This window comes from Pantoea sp. MT58, from assembly GCF_014495885.1.
Taxonomy (GTDB): Bacteria; Pseudomonadota; Gammaproteobacteria; order Enterobacterales; family Enterobacteriaceae; genus Pantoea; species Pantoea eucalypti.
The window spans coordinates 571,423-589,633 of record NZ_CP061083.1 but is presented as its reverse complement, the minus strand read 5'-3'; the positions used below and the strand labels follow the sequence as shown (position 1 = coordinate 589,633).

The following is an 18,211-nucleotide window of genomic DNA, read 5'->3' as shown; positions in this document are numbered from 1 at the left end:
GAAGGCATTTGTCACGCCTCTTGCTGCTCCAGCGCATACTTATAAAGGGCATTCTTCTTCACGCTGTGGATCTCAGCGGTCAGCGCAGCCGCGCGCTTCAACGGCAGCTCTTTCTGCAACAGCGCCAGCGTACGCAGCGCATCAGCGGGTAACGCATCGTCATCGTCAACCTTGTGCCCTTCAACAATCAACACCATCTCGCCTTTACGACGATTCTCATCTTCTTTGACCCAGGCCAGCAGCTCGCCGACCGGCGCACCATAAATCGACTCCCAGGTTTTGGTCAGCTCACGAGCCAGCACAACGTAGCGCTCAGGCCCCAGCTCACTCACCATATCCTGCAGGCTGTCGACTAAACGATGGGTTGATTCATAGAAAATCAGCGTGCGTGGCTCCTGCACCAGCGCTCGCAGGGCATCGCAACGGCCTTTGGTTTTTGCGGGCAGAAATCCTTCGTAACAGAAACGATCGGATGGCAGTCCTGCGGCGCTCAATGCGGCAATGGCGGCACAGGCGCCCGGTAGCGGCACTACACGAATGCCCGCTTCACGGCAGCGGCGCACCAGATGGTAGCCCGGATCGTTAATCAGCGGCGTGCCAGCATCGGAAACTAAGGCTATGCTTTGACCCTCTTGCAGCTTCGTCAGCAGCAGCTCAGCCTTATGCTGCTCGTTGTGGTCATGAAGTGAGAAGAGTCGCGCATTGATGGCGAAATGTTGTAGCAACAGCCCGGTATGACGTGTATCTTCCGCAGCGACCAGATCGACGCTCGAAAGCACCGTCAGCGCCCGCTGGGTGATATCACCCAAATTACCAATCGGGGTTGGAACGATGTAGAGCGTGCTGGCAGAAATCTCTGCCCGATCGAGTTGTTTCATTGTTTCATCCGAATTGCCGATTTAATATTGAGCATCTTGAAAAAAACATCACTGGATACAGTATGCTTCCTTCAAAAGTCGTTCGTCATAAAGCAGGACGCTTTCTGCCTGTCATTCTTGCCGGGCTGATTTTAGCCGCATGTAGCGGTCAGGCGCCGCAAACCTCAACCGTCAATATTCAGGGGCCAGCCACCGCCAGCTCCGCTTACTATCTGCAGCAAGCGCAGCAAAGCAGCGATGATAGCAAGACCGACTGGCAATTACTCGCAATCCGCGCCCTGCTGAAGGAAGGAAAGTATCCCGAGGCCACTCAGCAACTGAGCCAGTTGCCGCAGCAGCTCTCTGAGACGCAGCAACAGGAATCTCTGCTGCTGAAAGCGCAGTTGTTGATTGCCCAGCAGAAAACCAAAGACGCTGAACCGCTGTTAGCAGCGGTAAAAACCAGCGCACTGTCGCAGGATCAGCTGGCGCGTTACTACAGCCTGCAAATTGCCAGCGCGCAGGGCCGCCCTTCACTCTCACTGCTGCGCAACTATATTGCTCAGGAACCGCTGCTGAAAGACGCCGATCATCAGAGCAATATTGACGCTACCTGGCAGACCCTGACGCAGATGTCGCCACAGGAAGCCAGCAACCTGGTGATCAATGCCGACGAAAATGTGCTGCAGGGCTGGCTGGATCTGCTCGCGGTCTGGCGTGCTAATGCCCAGGATGCAGAAATGCTGAAGTCCGGCATCAAAGACTGGCAGACTCGCTATCCGCAGAACCCGGCGGCCAAAACGTTGCCGACGCAGCTGAGCCAGATGCAGAACTACACCAAAGCCTCTACCAGCATCATCGCGCTGCTGCTGCCGCTGAATGGCCAGGCACAGGTGTTCGCGAATGCCATCCAGAAAGGCTTTAACGACGCGAAGAACGGCGTATCCGCGCCGGTCGCACAGCCTGCGGCAGCAACTGCCCAGCCCGCCGCTGCGGATGCAACAGCCAGCGCGCAACCTGCCGCCGCTGCGGGATCGTCTGCCGATCCGATCAGCGCACCGCAGCAGTCTGCTACCACCACACCACAGCAACAGCCTCAGTCACAGCCTCAATCTCAGCCTGCCGCCGCCGCACCGGCCAGCAACGCTCAGATCAAGGTCTATGACACCAGCAGCCAGCCGATTGAGCAGGTGATGCAGCAGGCACAGCAGGATGGCGCCACTATCGTGGTTGGCCCACTGCTGAAGAGCAACGTTGAGAAGGTCGCCAACAGCCAGACACCCTTAAACGTGCTGGCGCTCAACGAGCCGGAAAAGATCCAGAACCATCCGAATATCTGCTACTTTGCGCTTTCTCCTGAAGACGAAGCACGCGATGCCGCGCACCATATCTGGGACCAGGGCAAACGTCAGCCGCTGCTGCTGGTTCCGCGCAGCGGCCTTGGCGATCGCGTGACAAACGCTTTTGCACAGGAGTGGCAGACGCTGGGTGGCAGCACCGTCATGCAGCAGCGCTTTGGTTCGACCGCTGAGCTGAAACAGGGCATTAACAGCGGCGCGGGCATCAGCCTGTCAGGTACGCCGGTCAATGCGGCACCTGCTGAGCCGCAGGGCGTTTCTATTGCGGGCCTGACCATTCCGGCACCGCAACAGAGCACGCCTGATGTGGTCAGCACCAGCAGCGGCGGTGGCATCGATGCGGTCTACATCGTCTCAACCCAGGATGAACTGCAGCTGATCAAACCGATGATCACCATGCGCACCGGCAGTCGCAGCAACATCTCGCTTTACGCCAGTTCGCGCAGCGCGCAGGCCGGTGCCGGCCCGGACTTCCGGTTAGAAATGGATGGCCTGCAGTTCAGCGATATTCCGCTGCTCTCCGGCAGCAATCCTGGCCTGATGCAGCAGACATCGAAGTCATTCAATAATGACTACTCGCTGGTGCGCCTCTATGCCATGGGTATGGATGCCTGGACGCTGGCGAACCACTTTAACCAGATGCGCCAGTCACCTGGCTTCACGCTGGATGGCAATACCGGTAAGCTCAGCGCCGACACGGATTGTGTGATCAACAGGAAGTTGACATGGAACCAGTATCGCCGGGGCGAAATCGCGCCGGCCAACTAAATCGCCGTCAGATTGGCGCCGGACATGAAGAAGATGCCCGGCGCTATCTGGAGCAGGCTGGCCTGATATGGGTCGCCAGTAATGTTCACTTTCGCAATGGTGAACTTGACCTGATTATGCGTGACGGGCACTGTTGGGTGTTTGTTGAAGTCCGCTACCGACGCGATGCGCGTTATGGTGGCGCGCTCGCCAGCGTAACCCGGAATAAACAACAAAAGCTGCTGCGCGCTGCCGCTCTCTGGCTGGCGCAACGCGGCGGCAGTTTTGAAACAGTGAATTGCCGTTTCGACATCATCGCCATTACCGGCACGGCGCTCGAGTGGCTGCCGAATGCCTTTAATGCAGACGTTTAGAACCAGGTGGTCGTGTGCAGGAAAGAATTAAAGCGTGTTTTACCGAAAGTATTCAGACTCAGATTGCCGCAGCCGAGGCGTTGCCCGATGCCATCTCCCGCGCGGCCATGACGCTGGTGCAGTCGTTATTGAATGGCAATAAAATCCTGAGCTGTGGCAACGGTGCCTCATCCGCCAATGCCCAGCACTTCGCCGCCAGCATGATCAATCGTTTCGAGACCGAACGCCCCAGCTTACCGGCGCTGGCGTTAAGTGCCGACAACGTGATGCTGACCGCGATTGGGAATGATCGTCTGCACGATGAGATCTATGCCAAGCAGGTACGCGCGCTGGGACACGCAGGTGATGTGTTACTGGCCATCTCGACCCGTGGCAACACCCGTGACATCGTTAAGGCCGTAGAAGCAGCGGTGACACGCGATATGACTATCGTTGCGCTTACCGGGTATGATGGCGGAGAGCTCGCCGGACTGCTGGGTCCGCAGGATGTGGAAATCCGCATTCCGTCGCACCGCAGCGCCCGTATTCAGGAGATGCATATGCTCACCGTTAATTGCCTATGCGATCTGATCGATAACACTCTCTTTCCCCATCAGGAATGACTGAAGGAGCACGAATGAAAGCATTGAATGCTATAGCTATTCTGTTAACCGCCATGCTACTGCAGGGCTGCGTGGCGGTCGTCGCTGGCGGCGCAGCTGTTGCCACCAAAACGGCCACGGATCCCCGCTCGGTGGGTACACAGGTTGATGACGGCACGCTGGAGCTACGCGTCACGAACGCGCTGGCAAAAGATCAGCAGATTAAAACCGATGCCCGCGTTGTCGCCACCGCCTATCAGGGCAAAGTGCTGCTGACCGGTCAGGCGCCTTCGCAGGAGATCGCCAATCGTGCCAAACAGATCACCATGGGCGTTGATGGCGCAACCGAGGTCTATAACGAGATCCGCATCGGCCAGAAAGTGACGCTGGGCACCACGTCGTCAGACACCTGGATTACCACCAAAATCCGCTCGCAGCTGTTGGGCAGCGATCAGGTGAAATCCTCCAACGTGAAGGTGACGACGGAGAATGGCGAAGTGTTCCTGCTGGGTCTGGTGACACAACAGGAAGCGCAGGCCGCGGCTGATGTCGCCAGCCGCGTCAGTGGCGTGAAACACGTCACCACCGCCTTTACCATGCTGAAGTAACACGCTAAAACGCAAAAAGGCGGCTATGGCCGCCTTTTTTATTGCCCGATTTTCAGACCGGAATATCGATGACCAGCGCGCGGGTCGCGGTTTTCGCTTTCAGCTGCAACAGCTTCTCTTCCTGCAAAAACGCACCATCGCCACAGCCCAGCTTTTCCTGATGATCTGTGCCGGACATCGCCTCCAGCGAACCATGAATTGACTGCAGATAGGCGCGTGGCCCCTGTATCCGCAGCGAGTGCTGTTCGCCCGGCGCCAGCTCAACCTGATGAATCCACACCTGCTGACGCAACTGCAGACTGTCATCTATCCCATCCGGCGAGGCGATAAGTTGAGACAACCGGCCTTCCGTCAGGGCAATCTTTTGCATCCGCGGATTTTCGCGCTCAGGACAGGCTGACAGCCATAGCTGCATACGTGTCAGTGGACGATCTTTGCTCAGGTTAATTTCGGTGTAACTTACCCCCTGCTGGGCAGAGAGCAGCAGCGCCTCTCCTTCCCGCACGCTGATGGTGTTGCCTTCGCTGTCGCGGTATTCAGCTTCACCCTGCAGCACGATGTTCAGCACATCGACCTGAGGATAGGTACGCGGCTGAAATGCGGCGCCCGGTGCCAGTACTTCCTGGTTCAGAACACGCAGCGATGCGTAGCCCATCAGTTTGGGATCAAAATAGTGGCCAAAAGAGAAACTGTAACGCCCCTGCAACCAGCCGAAATCGGCCTGACCACATGCGGACGCACTGCGTGTCGTTATCATTATTTACCTCCGGCATCCGGTGACGAGGATCGGCCACGGACTTTATGCACCCATGGTAAAAGTCTGGACGCCGGATTGTTAGCCAGTTAATCTGCCCGGCATGTTCAAATTTCCTGACAGAGAACCGGGATGGCCAAAGAGCGTGCGTTAACCCTTGAATCTTTACGCGTTATGGATGCGATTGATCGACGTGGCAGTTTTGCAGCAGCAGCAGATGAACTGGGGCGTGTCCCTTCAGCCCTCAGCTACACCATGCAAAAGCTGGAAGAGGAGCTGGATGTGGTGCTATTTGACCGCTCCGGTCACCGCACTAAATTTACCAACGTGGGACGCATGCTGCTGGAGCGTGGCCGGGTACTGCTGGAAGCGGCCGATAAGCTCACCACCGATGCGGAAGCGCTGGCGCGTGGCTGGGAAACCCATCTGACCATCGTTACTGAAGCGCTGGTGCCCATTGATGCACTGTTTCCGCTGGTGACAAAGCTGGCTGACAAAGCCAATACACAATTTTCGCTGGTTACCGAAGTATTGGCAGGCGCGTGGGAGCGGCTGGAACAGGGCCGTGCCGATATCGTGATCGCCCCCGATATGCACTTCCGTGCCTCCACCGAGATCAATACCCGTAAGCTCTACACCATGATGAGTGTTTACGTCGCCAGTGCTGACCACCCGATTCATAACGAGCCTGAACCTCAGTCTGAAGTGACGCGGGTGAAATACCGGGGCATTGCAGTGGCAGATACCGCGCGTGAGCGCCCGGTGCTGACCGTGCAGTTACTGGATAAACAGCAGCGCCTGACCGTAAGCAGCATGGATGATAAGCGCCGTGCCCTGCTGGCGGGGCTGGGTGTCGCAACCATGCCCTATTCACTGGTGGAGCAGGATATCGCGGAAGGCCGTCTACGCGTGGTGAGTCCGGAATACACTCGCGAGGTTGATATTATTATGGCGTGGCGGCGCGACAGCATGGGCGAAGCCAAATCCTGGTGCCTGCGCGAGATCCCCCGCCTGCTGGCGAAGAAAAACTAAAAGCCTATGGCCGACTCAGGCAATCCATCGCCACCGCCCTGAAGCAGGTGAAATCGGTGCAGTCCCGCAGTCGGGTCATCGCCCTTTCACGCAGGAACGTCACAAACAGATCGTATATCGCCATCGCCTCTTCATATTCACTTTTGCTGATCGCCAGCAGGAAGATGACATAGGCGGTATCGTCTCCCCAGGGAATACCGTGTGGGGCCAGCACGGTATAGACCACGGTTTTCTTTGCCAGGAGTCCCAGCGAGTGCGGCAGCGCAATGCCTTCGCCCAGCATCGTGCTGACAATCGCTTCACGCTCTTCGACCGACGGATAGAACGCCTCATCCACAAACCCCTCCTCCTGCAGCTGATCGCTCAGCTGGCGAAACAGCTCAGACCGGGTTATTGGCTTGTCGACGATATGAAAGTGCTGGGCATCAAAAAATTTCGCCAACATATAGGGCCGGGTACGATCGACCAGCACCAGCTTGCCAATCTGCTCCAGCTGAAAACCGGTGGGAAACGGTGACATCACCACCACGGGTTTCTCTTTTTCGCTGAGCCGGATGGTTGAGATGACAAAATCTTCGTCAATGCGACTGCGCGCCTCATACTCGCGCTGTGACAGGCGGGCCGTGACCTGCAACTGCGGATATTTCCGCAGCAACATCGCTTCAATCATGCGCAGCGTGGAGTTACCGCTGTCGCACACCAGCAGCACCTGTGGATGACGCTGATAGCCCACGTCATAGTGGCGCTCCAGTCCGACACCAATATGCAGCACCAGAAAGCCAATCTCATTCTCGGTAATGACGTAAGGCGTATATTTTCCCCAGCTGGTCACCGCCGCCAGGGTGACATCATAGGCCATCGGATAGTGCTGCTTGATGTTGCTGAGCAGCGGGTTAGGGATGTGAATCTGATAGCGCACCCGGGTAATCATGGTTTTGATGTGGGTAAGCAGATCGGCGCGCAGCTGTTGATCGTTTTGCAGATTGAAGTTGTAGTGCGTGTTGATAAAGCTGAGCAGGTAATCCACCAGCGCGTCGGCGTCATCGGCATTGATGGCGCTGGGAGCGATCGCCTGAATGCGCCGCGCGGCAATGTTGACCCGCAGCCAGTTTTCTTCAGCGGGTGAAATTGGTTTGCTGACCAGGGGACGCATCAGATTAATCAGCTGATGTGCCGCTTCACGCACCTCATCGCCAATCTCCTCAGCACCGGGATCGTTAAGCGGATAACCTTCGCTGATGCGACGCACAGCAACGGCGCAATAGAGCCGCAGATAGCGCTCGCCCTCATCACTGAGGCGAATGTTGTGCTGCGCAAAACAGCTTTGCAGCAGCGGACGCAGCGTCTCCAGCATGCCGCTGTTCAGCGCTTCAATAGTCAGCAGCGGACTCTCTGGCATCGCCTGATCGATTTGCCATAACAGGTCGGTGAGACAGGTCCGAATCGCCACTTCGCTGCCAAATAGCTTCATGCCGTAGTGCGGTTTACTCTCAATGGTGAGGTGATAGCGACCCAGCCACTCGCGCACCTCGGCCATATCGTTCTGCAGGGTCGCGCGGCTGACAAACCACTCTTCCGCCAGCTCTTCAAGTTTCAGTGAATAGGCAGCGGTAAGAAAACGGGTCAGGAGGTAGCGAACCCGGTCCTGCGAGGTACGCGGCACCCGCAGCGGCGACGCGGTATGCTGCTGCAGATGCTGAAAGCGCTGAGCATCCTCGATCTTCAGCTGATAACCTGCGCCACGGCTCAGGATAAACTGCGCACCATGATCTGCCAGCAGCGCATTCAGCGCCGTAATATCGGTACGCACGGTGCGTGTCGAGACGGCAAAACGCCGCGCCAGCTCATCCTGAGGCAGCGTTTCGTTTTGCAGGGCATCGAACAGTTGCGCAAGGCGCTGATTGGGAAATCTCACAAGCGTTACCTGTTTGCTGGCAGAGAGTGAAAACTTCAGCCTACGGCGTTCGTCACGCAACGTCCATGCGGCACGATCTGCCTGTCAAAGGCAGATCGTGTCGATCACCGGGCCAGTACTGTTTTACAGATGGCCAGCAGCTGCTTCACATCGTCAATGCGGGTCTCTCCGCTGGCTTTGTCAATGATCGAACTGTAGACGTGCGGGATCACTTTGCTGACGCCCGCGTCCAGCGCAATGCGCACGATCTCGCCGACGTTTTCCAGATCGATGCCGCCGGTGGGCTCCAGCCAGAAATCCTGTTTTGCACAGGCTTCCGCCACAGCGCGGTACTCATCCACCGCCTGCAGACCGCCCATCGGGAAATATTTCACCGAGCTGCCGCCCATATCCTGCAGCATCGCAATCGCCGTTTCGATGGACACAATCCCATCCTGCCGTTTTGCGCTGCGCGGTCCGGTAGAAATTTTTACCTGACCTGGCGTGCCGGTTGGCGAGACCAGACCGTTCACAATAGTCTGTGACTGACCCAACAGCGCACGACTGGTGGCGACACCGGTAAAGACCTGATTCACATGCTGCGGTTGCAGCACCGCCGAAATCTCACTGACCATCTGTGACTGATTTGGATCGCCCGCGCCCAGGCCCACCGAGAGTGCATTATCGATCAGCGCAGCATATTCATGCATATCAGCGATAGCGGCGTCATTGCTGGTGTAGTTTTTTGACAGCACGCCGACCAGCACGTGTCCTTCTGCTGCCTGCCAGATAGCGCGCGCATTCTCTTTTGATCCCGCAAGGACGTTAAGGCAGAGACGATCCTGATAAAAATTAGGTGTCAGCGTCATGCGTGTTTCTCCCCGTTTAACAGTGCCTGAATGCGGGTAAAAATAGTGTGCAGTTGATCGGCGCTGACGCTGCGCACATCCGCTTCAATGATTCCTTCGTTGGCTTTATAGCCGCGGAAATAGATCGCTACATCGCCCTTTTTCAGCGCCTGCACCAGATCGCCGGTGCGTTGCTGAATCGCGGCTTCATCGAACTTAATTTCAGCGCGGGCGATATCGCGTCCGGCACTGTCCCACACGACGCGGGCCGTCACGCCGTTCAGGCTGTTAAGCTGTTCAATAAACGGCGTCATTTTTTCCACCATCTGCGCGCCGCTGATTTTTGGCTGTGACAGATAATTTTCAATCGCCTGGGTCAGCCCCAGAATCCCCTCTTTGCCCACTTTCATTGCGCGGCCAATGCCGTTGGTCTGGCGTTTGACCCACTCAACGTAATGGTGTCTGCCAATCACCAGCCCGCTGGTCGGCCCTTCAATCGCTTTTGCGCCGCTGTAGATCACCAGATCGGCTCCCGCCTGGTAATAGCATTGCAGATCCTCTTCTGCTGCCGCATCGACGATCAGCGGAAGCCCATGCTCCCGCGCAACTGCCGCGGCCTGCCCGACATCAAGATGGCTCTTCTGTACGCAGTGGTGCGATTTCACATAGAGGATCGCCGCCGTCTGTGGCGTGATCGCCGCTGCCAGCTGGGCAGATGAGCATTCGTTGCTGTAACCCGCTTCAACCAGTTGCCCGCCACCCAGCGCCACCATGCTGCCGACCGGCGCGCCATAGTTCACGTTGTGCCCTTTCGGCACCACAATCTGGTGCGGAACGGTCAGCGGCGCGGCGTGCAGGTTATCCACCAGCCAGTCGTTGTCTTTTACAATCACCGCCGCCACGCACTGGGCGATTCCGGCCGAGGCGCAGGAGACCACCAGCGCGTTCTCCACTTTCAGCAGACCGGCGATATACGCACCGGTCTTATCCACCAGATCTTTCATTTCGAAGTAGTGATCGAGGCCATACTTCACCGTATCGACCACGTCACTCGATGGGGTCGATACGCCGAGGATCGTCATACGGCCAGAGGCGTTAATCACCGGCTTCAGGCCATACTTTTCATAAACCGAGGTCATGCGCTATTCCTTCTTCAGTGGCGATCCACGTACCAGCGACCACCGCCGCCAGCGGAACCAGATGCTTCTCACCGGCGACCTCTTCACCTTCGGAATCGATAAAGGGCCGGGTTTCCTCTTTGATGCTAAAAACAGTCAGATCGGCGTCGTAGCCGACTTTCAGCTGGCCTTTACGCAGCAGGCGCAATCCGGCGGCCGCGTTTACCGTCACGCAGTCGATGACCTGCGGCAACGTCATGCCGACGCTGAAAAATTTCGACATCACATGCGCCAGGCTGTGAACCGGCCCGGCCAGACGATTGCGGCAGTAAATGTCAGAGCTGATGGTGTCGGGCAGAATGCCCTGCGCAATCGCCACCCGGGCGACCTCAAAGCTGAAGCTGGCGCTGCCGTGGCCGACATCAAGTTTTACGCCGCGCGCAATGGCATGTTTAACCGCTGCTTTGAGTTCACCCTGCGGCGTCAGGATGCGGTTGGGTTTGCCATTAAAGCAGTGCGTGATGATGTCGCCCGTGGTGAGCAGATCGGCAATCTGGTCAAGATTGGGCGGATTATTGCCAATATGAACCATCAGTGGCAGACCGCCGCTCGCCTGCTGAATAGCCTTCGCTTTTATCAGTGGCTGGACGCCGTTCTGACCGACCACGCTGCTGCTGATGCGCGCCTTAAGGCCGACGATAAAATCGGGCAGTCGCGCTACAGCCTGCTTCACCGCCTCCCCGTCGATCTGCGTCATGTCGGCCAGCTCATTCTGAGTGACGATGCCGGTGCGGGCGATATTAATCAGCGCATAGACCTGGGTCTGTGCCGCGCGCGTCAGCTGGTAGAAATCATCGATGTGCTCTGCGCCGGTGCTGCCTGCATCGACCACCGTGGTGACACCGTGCGCTACGCCAATCGCGTCCGCTTCATCATGATAAAGGGGAGATTTGGGATAGCAGTGAACGTGGGAGTCGATCCAGCCCGAGCTGAGGTAGAAGCGACCCGCCAGATCGCGCTCGCGCCGTGCCGTGCCCTGCACGTTGCCCACGGCGGCGATGCGGCCATCCTGCAGCGCAATGTCGACCACCTGCTCATCGCTAAGGCGCGCATTGCGGATAATCAAGTCGTACATGGTTTCTCCTTAACGGCAGCCCGCTGCCGGGCTGCCGGTGAGATCAGAGAGCAATCGGGAACAGCGCACCCAGGATCATCGCGCCGAGAATCGCACCGCCGGTGATCGGCTTGTTCCAGAGATAGAACAGCAGCGCACCCAGCAGCGAACCCAGACCAATCGGAATCGAGGCCGCCATGGCGGACAGGATAATCAGCGGACCCAGAAAGCGCCCTGAGGCATTACCGGCTCCCATCATCACGTCTGCGCCGTAGGTGGAGTCGCTCTGATTGATGGTGAATTTACGCGCCAGAATAATCAGGTAGCCAATCGCCACACCAATCACCAGGCCCGTCACCAGCGAGGCCGCAAAATTCGCTACCGGAAAGACGATGCCCGCGCCCAGCAGCAGTGCCGGCACGCCCAGGCCGACGCCGGTCTGAATCGCCCCGCCGATATCCAGAATGCCCACCAGTGAACCTTCAATAATGCGGGCAAACAGGAAACTGGCACCAAAAGCGGCGACTGCGCCGTAGACGCCGGTCTCCATGCCTGCGCGCAGCATCGACACAAATGCCACTTCGTTGAACGCGCCGATGCCGTAGAGGTAATACATGTGCGTCCCGGCAAAGACACCCGAGGAGAGCAAGCCAACAAAGATCGGGAAAGACCAGTCGGCATACCAGAAGCCTTTATTTTCGTTCATCGCATCGCCTCTTATTTGCCGCTGACTGAGTTGTGGATCATGTCGAGCCAGCCGGGAATGCCGAGCTGGAAGGACTGCAGCAGCTTCATATCGAAACCACGGAAGAAGCCGCTCAGCACAAACAGCAGCACGATAGCGGTCATCATCACTTTGGTAACCCGATTCCAGCCGCTCTCTTCCACCCCTTTGCCGATCAGAATACCCAGCACCAGCCCAGGCACGGCGTTGCCCATGATTAGCTGTGCCAGACCGCCAAAAATGGTGGCCCAGAAGCCTGACTTTTTACCTGCGTCGATTGCTGCCAGCCAGAAGATTACCGGCATCACCGTGTTCACCAGCAGGTTAGCGGCGGGCACCAGCACTTTGACTGCGGTAACCTGCAGCGCAGCGGGAACAGCTGACGCGGTAGAGTTGAGAAAGGCAACGACGATCATGCCGATAATGCCGCAGGCGATGGCCATTTTTTTCGGGTCGTGCAGCGTCTCTGCCACATTACGATTCTTCACCATCAGCGCGGCCGCGCCCCAGTTTGGGATGATGCGGTGATCGACATCCTGCGTGAATGAACCGGCTGCAACCGACGATGCCCAGGCATTGAAAAAGAAGCCAAGACCAAAGGAGAAATGAGAGGCCGGATCGCCTTCGCACGAGTTCAGCTCGCCCAGCGTACGAAAGGCGCCCATGCCCTGGGTGGTGGGCGCGTGGAACATGCGTGCAGCACCCGCCCCCACACCCACACCGACCAGTCCGCCAATGATCAACGACTTAAACAAAATGATTAAAAACATGTTGTTGTACCTTGTTGTCGTTTTTACCCATCCTGCCTCAGCGCCCGCGTCGCTCCGGTCTTAGCGTCGCGCTATCGCGACAGCTGAGATTCGGTTCAGTAGCGGGCTGATGTAAACAGGTTCTGTTTTACGATGCCGCCGTAAACGTCACCCGTTCGGTGTCGAAAACGGTGACGCTGACGGTGATCTCCAGGGTGACGCTGAAGCTTCGCCGCTGACGTGCCAGAAAGAAGAAGAGAAACTTCTCGGTTTTGACGCTCTCCTGCGCGCGCAGCACCCGGACATCCTGCGGTTCGATGCGCAGCAGAATTTTTTGCGTCGCGCGCAGAACCTGGTTTTGCACCCGACTCAGCGCGTCTGCAAAGGCTTTCGCTTTGGTATCGCCTTTGCCTTCGACCGTCACCTGAGTAACGTATTGTTCTTTCATAATCAGCTGCCGTGCTTCTTGTTCCAGGCCTGCACCAGCCGCTCGCCTAACTCTTCTTTATCCATGAAACCAAAACCCAGTACCGTGGCACCTTCATTAATGGCGGTGACGCCCTCATCGATAGAGCGCATACCATGCTTTGCTTTGTAGCCATATTTGTTCTGGGCGGTAATGGCGCCAGCGCCGCCGCTGCCGCAGAAGGAGATACCGAAATCGGCATTTTCTGCCTTCATCACGTCACCCAGTTTCATATCAGCCGCCACACCGGGTACCACAACAGCACGGCCACCCGCTTTTTCGATGCCAATAGCCACTTTCTGGCCTTTACCTAAACGATCGCCAATCACTACTGTTACCATGTTGTCTTCCTCTCTAGTTGTTGGATCGCGCGACTTCAATATGCACTGACAGCAGCCAGGCCTCTTCCCGGGGCAGATTGCCAAACAGATCGACCACCTGCTGCGCCAGTGCCACGGTTTCCGGTGGAATATCTTCAAACAGCTCCGCTTCCACGTCCGGCAGCGGCTCTCCGCTCAGCGAGCGTGACGCCATGGCGCCGACATGGGATTGCAGCATCTGCTGCTGGACCGCGTTGGGCTGAATGCCATGCTGCTGATAGAGCGCCGCAATCTGCGTCATTACGCTGTCAGCCAGTTGCTGCACTTTCTCCGGTGACGCTTCATACACCGGGACGCCCTTATTGCTCACCTTGCTACTCCTGTTAAACCGGATAATTCGCGTTAAAAATAAATTAACGGTCATCACCCCGACTGTGGAGAGGCAACATTTCCAGCAGTAAGTGGAAATTGACGTGAAGGTTGTGCGTCAGATCGCAGCCTGCACGCTTAGTGCGACAGGCGTCGCATAATGCGCAAAATGCGGGTTTTAACAGGTAAAGACGACGATGTTGTGCGGCGACAGGCGCGTTGCAAGAGGCTTTACGGCGCGGTAATAAGCAGAAGTGATGGTAAAAATCGCCGGTCAGGGTGACCGGCGATCTGATTAACGGAATTTCTTATGGTTGGTATTGCGGATGTCATCAAATTTAGCAGCTTCGCGCTTAGCGCCATCCACGTTGTTGGCTTTCGCCAGTGCACTGACCACGTCGATCTGCGCAATCAGCGAATCGAGGCCCGCCTGATAATCTTTGACCTGCGCGCTATCAGCAGGCTGACCTTCCAGCTTATCCGGCGTTGATTTTTTGGCATCCTGCGCCGCGGCACGCATTTTGGTTAACGCCTGCTGCATCTCCTGAGCATTGTCACTTTTCTTGACGATTTTCAGGTTCGCATTCAGCGTGTCCATATCCTTTTCCAGATCCGCCGCATAGAGGCTGACGCTGGAGAACAACAGAGAAGCCGACAACATTGCAATCACATGCTTACGCATCATTATTTCCTTTTTATTGTGATGAAAAAAAAGCAGCCTGCAGGCTGCTTCAGAAATCCATCTTATTGTCCCGCTATTTTCATCTCAGGCAGTAACACGGAACCGCACTGGATATTACTGCGGGTTTCAATATCGTCACCAATGGTCACCATGTTGCGCCACATCTCTTTGAGATTTCCGGCGATAGTGACTTCGCTGACCGGGTACTGAATAACGCCATTCTCGACCCAGAAACCGGCTGCACCGCGTGAGTAGTCCCCAGTAATGGCGCTGACGCCCTGGCCCATCAGTTCAGTCACCACTAATCCGGTGCCCATCTGCTTCAGCAGTTCGTCAAAGCTGTGGCCCTGGCCCGCAATGCGCCAGTTATGGATGCCACCAGCATGACCGGTGCTGGTCAGGCCCAGTTTACGGGCTGAATAGCTGGTCAACAGCCAGGTCTGCAGCACACCATCTTTGATGATGTCGCGCGCCTGAGTCCGCACCCCTTCGCTGTCGAATGGCGTGGAGGCGAGCCCTTTCAGCAGATGCGGCTGCTCATTAATAGTGAGCCACTCCGGCAGGATCTGCTGCCCCATGGAATCCAGCAGGAAGGTCGATTTACGGTACACGCTGCCACCGCTGATCGCGCCCACCAGATGACCAAACAAGCCGGTCGCCACTTCAGAAGCAAAAATCACCGGGGCTTTCATGGTCGGCAGTTTACGCGGAGCCAGACGGGAGAGCGTACGGCGTGCGCACTCTGCACCCACCCACTCCGGGCTTTTCAGATCCTCAAACGCACGGCCAATGGTATAAGCGTAATCACGCTCCATATTGCCATCCTGCTCGGCAATGACGCTGCTGGAGAGCGAGTGGCGGCTTGAGCAGTAGCTCTGCAACATACCGTGGCTGTTGCCAAAGACTTTGATGCCGACGTGGCTATTGAAACTGCCCCCTTCGGTGTTCGTAATACGCTTGTCTGCACGCAGCGACGCCTGCTCCGCCTGTGCCGCCAGTTCAATGGCGCGGTCGGCGTCAATCTCCCACGGATGGTAGAGATCCAGGTCCGGCGCATCATACGCGAGTAACTCCGCGTCAGCCGGGCCGGCAAACGGATCGGGCGAGGTGTAGCGCGCAATATCAATCGCCGCCTGCACGGTGCGTTTGATGGCGTCCGGACTGAGGTCGGTCGATGAGGCGCTGCCTTTACGATTCTGATGATAGACGGTGATGCCCAGCGCACCATCGCTGTTGAATTCGACGTTTTCCACTTCGCCATAGCGGGTGCTGACCCCGATGCCGGTAGTTTTACTTACTGCCACTTCCGCGCTGTCAGTGCTTACTTTAGCCAGTTCAAGTGCCTGCGCAATGGCCTGCTCCAGGACTTTTCGCTGTTCTGCAACCTGAGTAGATACGTTCATCGACCTGCCCATAATCTTATGTGTGAATGATTTGAGTCTATCAGAGTCAGAGAACAATTTCGCAGTCACCCGATAAACTGGTACGATTAGCCTCTTTTTTTTGGGAGCCCGGAAATGACCAAACAGCCCGATGAGTGGCTCGACGATGTGCCAGATAATGACGAAGAAGAAGATGAAGAGATTATCTGGGTCAGTAAGAGTGAAATTAAACGCGATGCAGAAGAGTTAAAGCGCCTGGGTGCCGAACTGGTTGATCTGGGTAAAAACTCGCTGGATAAAATCCCGCTGGATGAGCGCCTGCGTAACGAAGTTGAACTGGCGCAGCGCATTAAGAAAGAGGGTCGCCGCCGTCAGCTGCAGCTGATCGGTAAACTGCTGCGCAGTATAGATGTGGAGCCGATTCGTGTTGCGCTGGACAAGCTCAATAATCGCCACAATCAGCAGGTTGCACTGTTCCATAAACTGGAAATGTTGCGCGATCGTCTGATTGAGCAGGGCGATGAGGCGATGGGCGATGTGATTGCGCTCTATCCCGAAGCCGATCGTCAGCAGTTACGCAGCATGATTCGTAACGCGCAGAAAGAGAAAGCGGGCAATAAGCCGCCGAAGTCTGCACGTCAGATTTTCCAGTATCTGCGCGAGCTGGCCGAAGCGAAGTAATGCCATGGCAGACGTGCTCAGACAGAGCACGGCCAGGGCAGGAAGTCTGAGCGGATTTGTAACGGCAAGAGATGAAAGGATTTACCAGGATTTTCCTGCAAAATAAGCGCCCTGTCGGGCGCCTGTCATATCAGGCCAGCCTGTCCAGCAGCTTCTGATGAATACCGCCGAACCCGCCGTTGCTCATGACCAGAATCGTGTCGCCTGGCTGAGCGGCTTTGACCACCATTTCGACCAGGGTATCGATATCCGCACTCCAGTGCGCAGGCGGTATACACGCTTCTGCCACGTCTGAAACCTGCCACGGAATATGGTGAGGCTGGAACAGGAAGACCTCATCAGCCCGCGCCAGAGACGGGGCCAGATCGTTTTTGCTGACGCCCATCTTCATCGTGTTGGAGCGTGGCTCCAGTACCGCCAGGATACGTGCTCTGCCGCCCACTTTACTGCGCAGCGCAGCCAGTGTTGCCAGAATCGCGGTCGGATGATGCGCGAAGTCATCATAGACTTTGATGCTGTTCACTTCACCGCGCAGCTCCAGCCGGCGACGTGCATTGATAAAGGTGTTCAGCGCCTGGCCTGCATCTTCCGGCTTCACACCGACATGCCGCGCGGCCGCAATCGCCATCAGGCCATTGTGCATGTTGTGTTCGCCAACCAGGCCCCAGTTCACTTCCCCGACTTTTTCGCCGTCGAGCCAGATTTCCCAGTGAGAGGCATCGTTGGTCAGCTTCTTCGCCTGCCAGCGCCCGTGCTCGCCAACGCTCTCCTGCTCACTCCAGCAGCCCATCGCCATTACCTGTTTGAGGTTAGGATCATGTTCCGGCAACAGGATCTTGCCCTGACCCGGCACGATCCGCACCAGATGGTGGAACTGCTTCTGGATCGCCCGCAGATCATCAAAGATGTCAGCATGATCAAACTCAAGGTTGTTGAGGATCAGGGTACGCGGACAGTAATGGACGAACTTGGAACGCTTGTCGAAAAACGCGCAGTCATACTCATCCGCTTCAATGACGAAGAATGGACTTTTTCCTAATTTTGCTGAGACATCGAAGTTTCCTGGTACACCACCAATAATGAAGCCGGGTTCAAGGGCGCATGCCTCGAGAATCCACGCTGCCATGCCTGCTGTGGTGGTTTTACCGTGGGTTCCGGCCACTGCCAGTACCCAGCGATCGCGCAGCACAAAATCGTGCAGCCACTGTGGGCCAGAGAGGTAGGGAATGTTGCGTTCCAGTACGGCTTCCACGCAAGGATTACCCCGCGTCATCGCATTGCCGATGATGACTAAGTCAGGCATCGGATCCAGCTGGCTGGCGTCATAACCTTCCGTTAATTCAATGCCTTGCTGTTCGAGCAGGGTACTCATTGGCGGATAAACGTTGGCGTCTGAACCGGTCACCTGATGACCAAGTGAACGTGCCAGCATCGCCAGACCGCCCATAAAAGTGCCACAAATCCCGAGGATGTGAATGCGCATAACATGATCCATTACTCAAAAGTTCGGCGCACAGTGTAACGCCGCTCGCAGACGGAAGAAACGGATTAGG

The 18,211-nt window shown here is 56.7% G+C and carries 20 protein-coding genes; 6 read left to right on the top strand and 14 right to left on the bottom strand.

Translation table 11 applies throughout. The annotated features are described in order from the left end of the window. Nucleotides 1-11: 11 nt before the first annotated feature. The gene (gene rsmI / locus IAI47_RS02850) at nucleotides 12-878 is read right to left on the bottom strand and encodes a 16S rRNA (cytidine(1402)-2'-O)-methyltransferase (RefSeq protein WP_003855541.1); all 867 of its coding nucleotides are present in this window, start codon (nucleotides 876-878) and stop codon (nucleotides 12-14) included. 62 nt (nucleotides 879-940) lie between these two features. Here rsmI and IAI47_RS02845 point away from each other — a divergent pair, with 62 nt between their 5' ends. From IAI47_RS02845 to dolP, 4 genes are read left to right on the top strand one after another with little or no spacing between them, the layout of a single operon-like run. Continuing rightward, nucleotides 941-2,983 carry a penicillin-binding protein activator gene (locus IAI47_RS02845; RefSeq protein ID WP_008925772.1) on the top strand — a complete coding sequence of 681 codons (2,043 nt, stop codon included), beginning with the start codon at nucleotides 941-943 and terminating at the stop codon, nucleotides 2,981-2,983. Next, entirely contained in the window at nucleotides 2,941-3,336 is a 396-nt protein-coding gene (locus IAI47_RS02840; RefSeq protein ID WP_008925773.1) for a YraN family protein, read from the top strand. Before IAI47_RS02845 ends, IAI47_RS02840 begins: the two co-directional genes overlap by 43 nt. 14 nt (nucleotides 3,337-3,350) lie before the next feature. Further along, nucleotides 3,351-3,938 (top strand): DnaA initiator-associating protein DiaA, encoded by a 588-nt coding sequence (gene diaA / locus IAI47_RS02835; RefSeq protein ID WP_003855538.1) that lies wholly within the window; start codon nucleotides 3,351-3,353, stop codon nucleotides 3,936-3,938. 14 nt (nucleotides 3,939-3,952) lie between these two features. Further along, nucleotides 3,953-4,525 carry a division/outer membrane stress-associated lipid-binding lipoprotein gene (gene dolP / locus IAI47_RS02830; RefSeq protein ID WP_008925774.1) on the top strand — a complete coding sequence of 191 codons (573 nt, stop codon included), beginning with the start codon at nucleotides 3,953-3,955 and terminating at the stop codon, nucleotides 4,523-4,525. A gap of 52 nt (nucleotides 4,526-4,577) precedes the next feature. On the opposite strand, the gene IAI47_RS02825 is transcribed toward dolP, so the two are convergent. Beyond that, on the bottom strand, nucleotides 4,578-5,282 hold the full coding sequence (locus tag IAI47_RS02825) for a pirin family protein (RefSeq protein ID WP_003855536.1): 705 nt from the start codon (nucleotides 5,280-5,282) through the stop codon (nucleotides 4,578-4,580). A 129-nt stretch (nucleotides 5,283-5,411) separates the two neighbouring features. On the opposite strand from IAI47_RS02825, the gene IAI47_RS02820 reads away from it, so the two are divergent. Then, on the top strand, nucleotides 5,412-6,311 hold the full coding sequence (locus IAI47_RS02820; RefSeq protein ID WP_003855535.1) for a LysR family transcriptional regulator: 900 nt from the start codon (nucleotides 5,412-5,414) through the stop codon (nucleotides 6,309-6,311). Between the two features lie 4 nt (nucleotides 6,312-6,315). Here IAI47_RS02820 and IAI47_RS02815 read toward each other — a convergent pair whose 3' ends face one another. The 11 genes from IAI47_RS02815 to pmbA all read right to left on the bottom strand — a co-directional run bounded on the left by IAI47_RS02815 (nucleotide 6,316) and on the right by pmbA (nucleotide 15,998). After that, entirely contained in the window at nucleotides 6,316-8,226 is a 1,911-nt protein-coding gene (locus IAI47_RS02815) for a transcription antiterminator (RefSeq protein WP_008925775.1), read from the bottom strand. Between the two features lie 104 nt (nucleotides 8,227-8,330). Then, nucleotides 8,331-9,074 (bottom strand): KDGP aldolase family protein, encoded by a 744-nt coding sequence (locus IAI47_RS02810; protein ID WP_008925776.1) that lies wholly within the window; start codon nucleotides 9,072-9,074, stop codon nucleotides 8,331-8,333. Then, the gene (locus tag IAI47_RS02805; RefSeq protein WP_008925777.1) at nucleotides 9,071-10,192 is read right to left on the bottom strand and encodes a DgaE family pyridoxal phosphate-dependent ammonia lyase; all 1,122 of its coding nucleotides are present in this window, start codon (nucleotides 10,190-10,192) and stop codon (nucleotides 9,071-9,073) included. The genes IAI47_RS02810 and IAI47_RS02805 overlap by 4 nt, the downstream gene beginning before the upstream one ends. Continuing rightward, complete coding sequence (locus IAI47_RS02800) at nucleotides 10,176-11,306, bottom strand: amidohydrolase/deacetylase family metallohydrolase (RefSeq protein WP_008925778.1); 1,131 nt, start codon at nucleotides 11,304-11,306, stop codon at nucleotides 10,176-10,178. The genes IAI47_RS02805 and IAI47_RS02800 overlap by 17 nt, the downstream gene beginning before the upstream one ends. Before the next feature lie 43 nt (nucleotides 11,307-11,349). Next, nucleotides 11,350-11,991, bottom strand: a complete 642-nt coding sequence (locus IAI47_RS02795) for a DUF4310 family protein (RefSeq protein ID WP_008925779.1) — start codon at nucleotides 11,989-11,991, stop codon at nucleotides 11,350-11,352. 11 nt (nucleotides 11,992-12,002) lie between these two features. Continuing rightward, entirely contained in the window at nucleotides 12,003-12,779 is a 777-nt protein-coding gene (locus tag IAI47_RS02790) for a DUF4311 domain-containing protein (RefSeq protein ID WP_008925780.1), read from the bottom strand. Between the two features lie 127 nt (nucleotides 12,780-12,906). Further along, entirely contained in the window at nucleotides 12,907-13,206 is a 300-nt protein-coding gene (locus tag IAI47_RS02785; protein ID WP_008925781.1) for a DUF4312 family protein, read from the bottom strand. A 2-nt stretch (nucleotides 13,207-13,208) separates the two neighbouring features. Continuing rightward, the gene (locus IAI47_RS02780) at nucleotides 13,209-13,565 is read right to left on the bottom strand and encodes an SFCGS family glycine-rich protein (protein WP_003855529.1); all 357 of its coding nucleotides are present in this window, start codon (nucleotides 13,563-13,565) and stop codon (nucleotides 13,209-13,211) included. A 13-nt stretch (nucleotides 13,566-13,578) separates the two neighbouring features. After that, nucleotides 13,579-13,914 (bottom strand): glycine dehydrogenase, encoded by a 336-nt coding sequence (locus tag IAI47_RS02775; RefSeq protein WP_003855528.1) that lies wholly within the window; start codon nucleotides 13,912-13,914, stop codon nucleotides 13,579-13,581. A 294-nt stretch (nucleotides 13,915-14,208) separates the two neighbouring features. After that, nucleotides 14,209-14,595 carry a cytochrome b562 gene (gene cybC / locus IAI47_RS02770; RefSeq protein ID WP_003855527.1) on the bottom strand — a complete coding sequence of 129 codons (387 nt, stop codon included), beginning with the start codon at nucleotides 14,593-14,595 and terminating at the stop codon, nucleotides 14,209-14,211. Nucleotides 14,596-14,657: 62 nt separating this feature from the next. Continuing rightward, on the bottom strand, nucleotides 14,658-15,998 hold the full coding sequence (pmbA, locus tag IAI47_RS02765) for a metalloprotease PmbA (RefSeq protein WP_033743140.1): 1,341 nt from the start codon (nucleotides 15,996-15,998) through the stop codon (nucleotides 14,658-14,660). Between the two features lie 114 nt (nucleotides 15,999-16,112). Here pmbA and yjgA point away from each other — a divergent pair, with 114 nt between their 5' ends. Next, nucleotides 16,113-16,658: a ribosome biogenesis factor YjgA gene (gene yjgA, locus IAI47_RS02760; protein WP_003855525.1), complete on the top strand. Its 546-nt coding sequence runs from the start codon at nucleotides 16,113-16,115 to the stop codon at nucleotides 16,656-16,658. Between the two features lie 130 nt (nucleotides 16,659-16,788). Here the strand turns inward: yjgA and mpl are convergent, their stop codons facing one another. Beyond that, complete coding sequence (mpl, locus tag IAI47_RS02755) at nucleotides 16,789-18,141, bottom strand: UDP-N-acetylmuramate:L-alanyl-gamma-D-glutamyl-meso-diaminopimelate ligase (protein ID WP_008925783.1); 1,353 nt, start codon at nucleotides 18,139-18,141, stop codon at nucleotides 16,789-16,791. Between the last annotated feature and the right edge of the window lie 70 nt (nucleotides 18,142-18,211).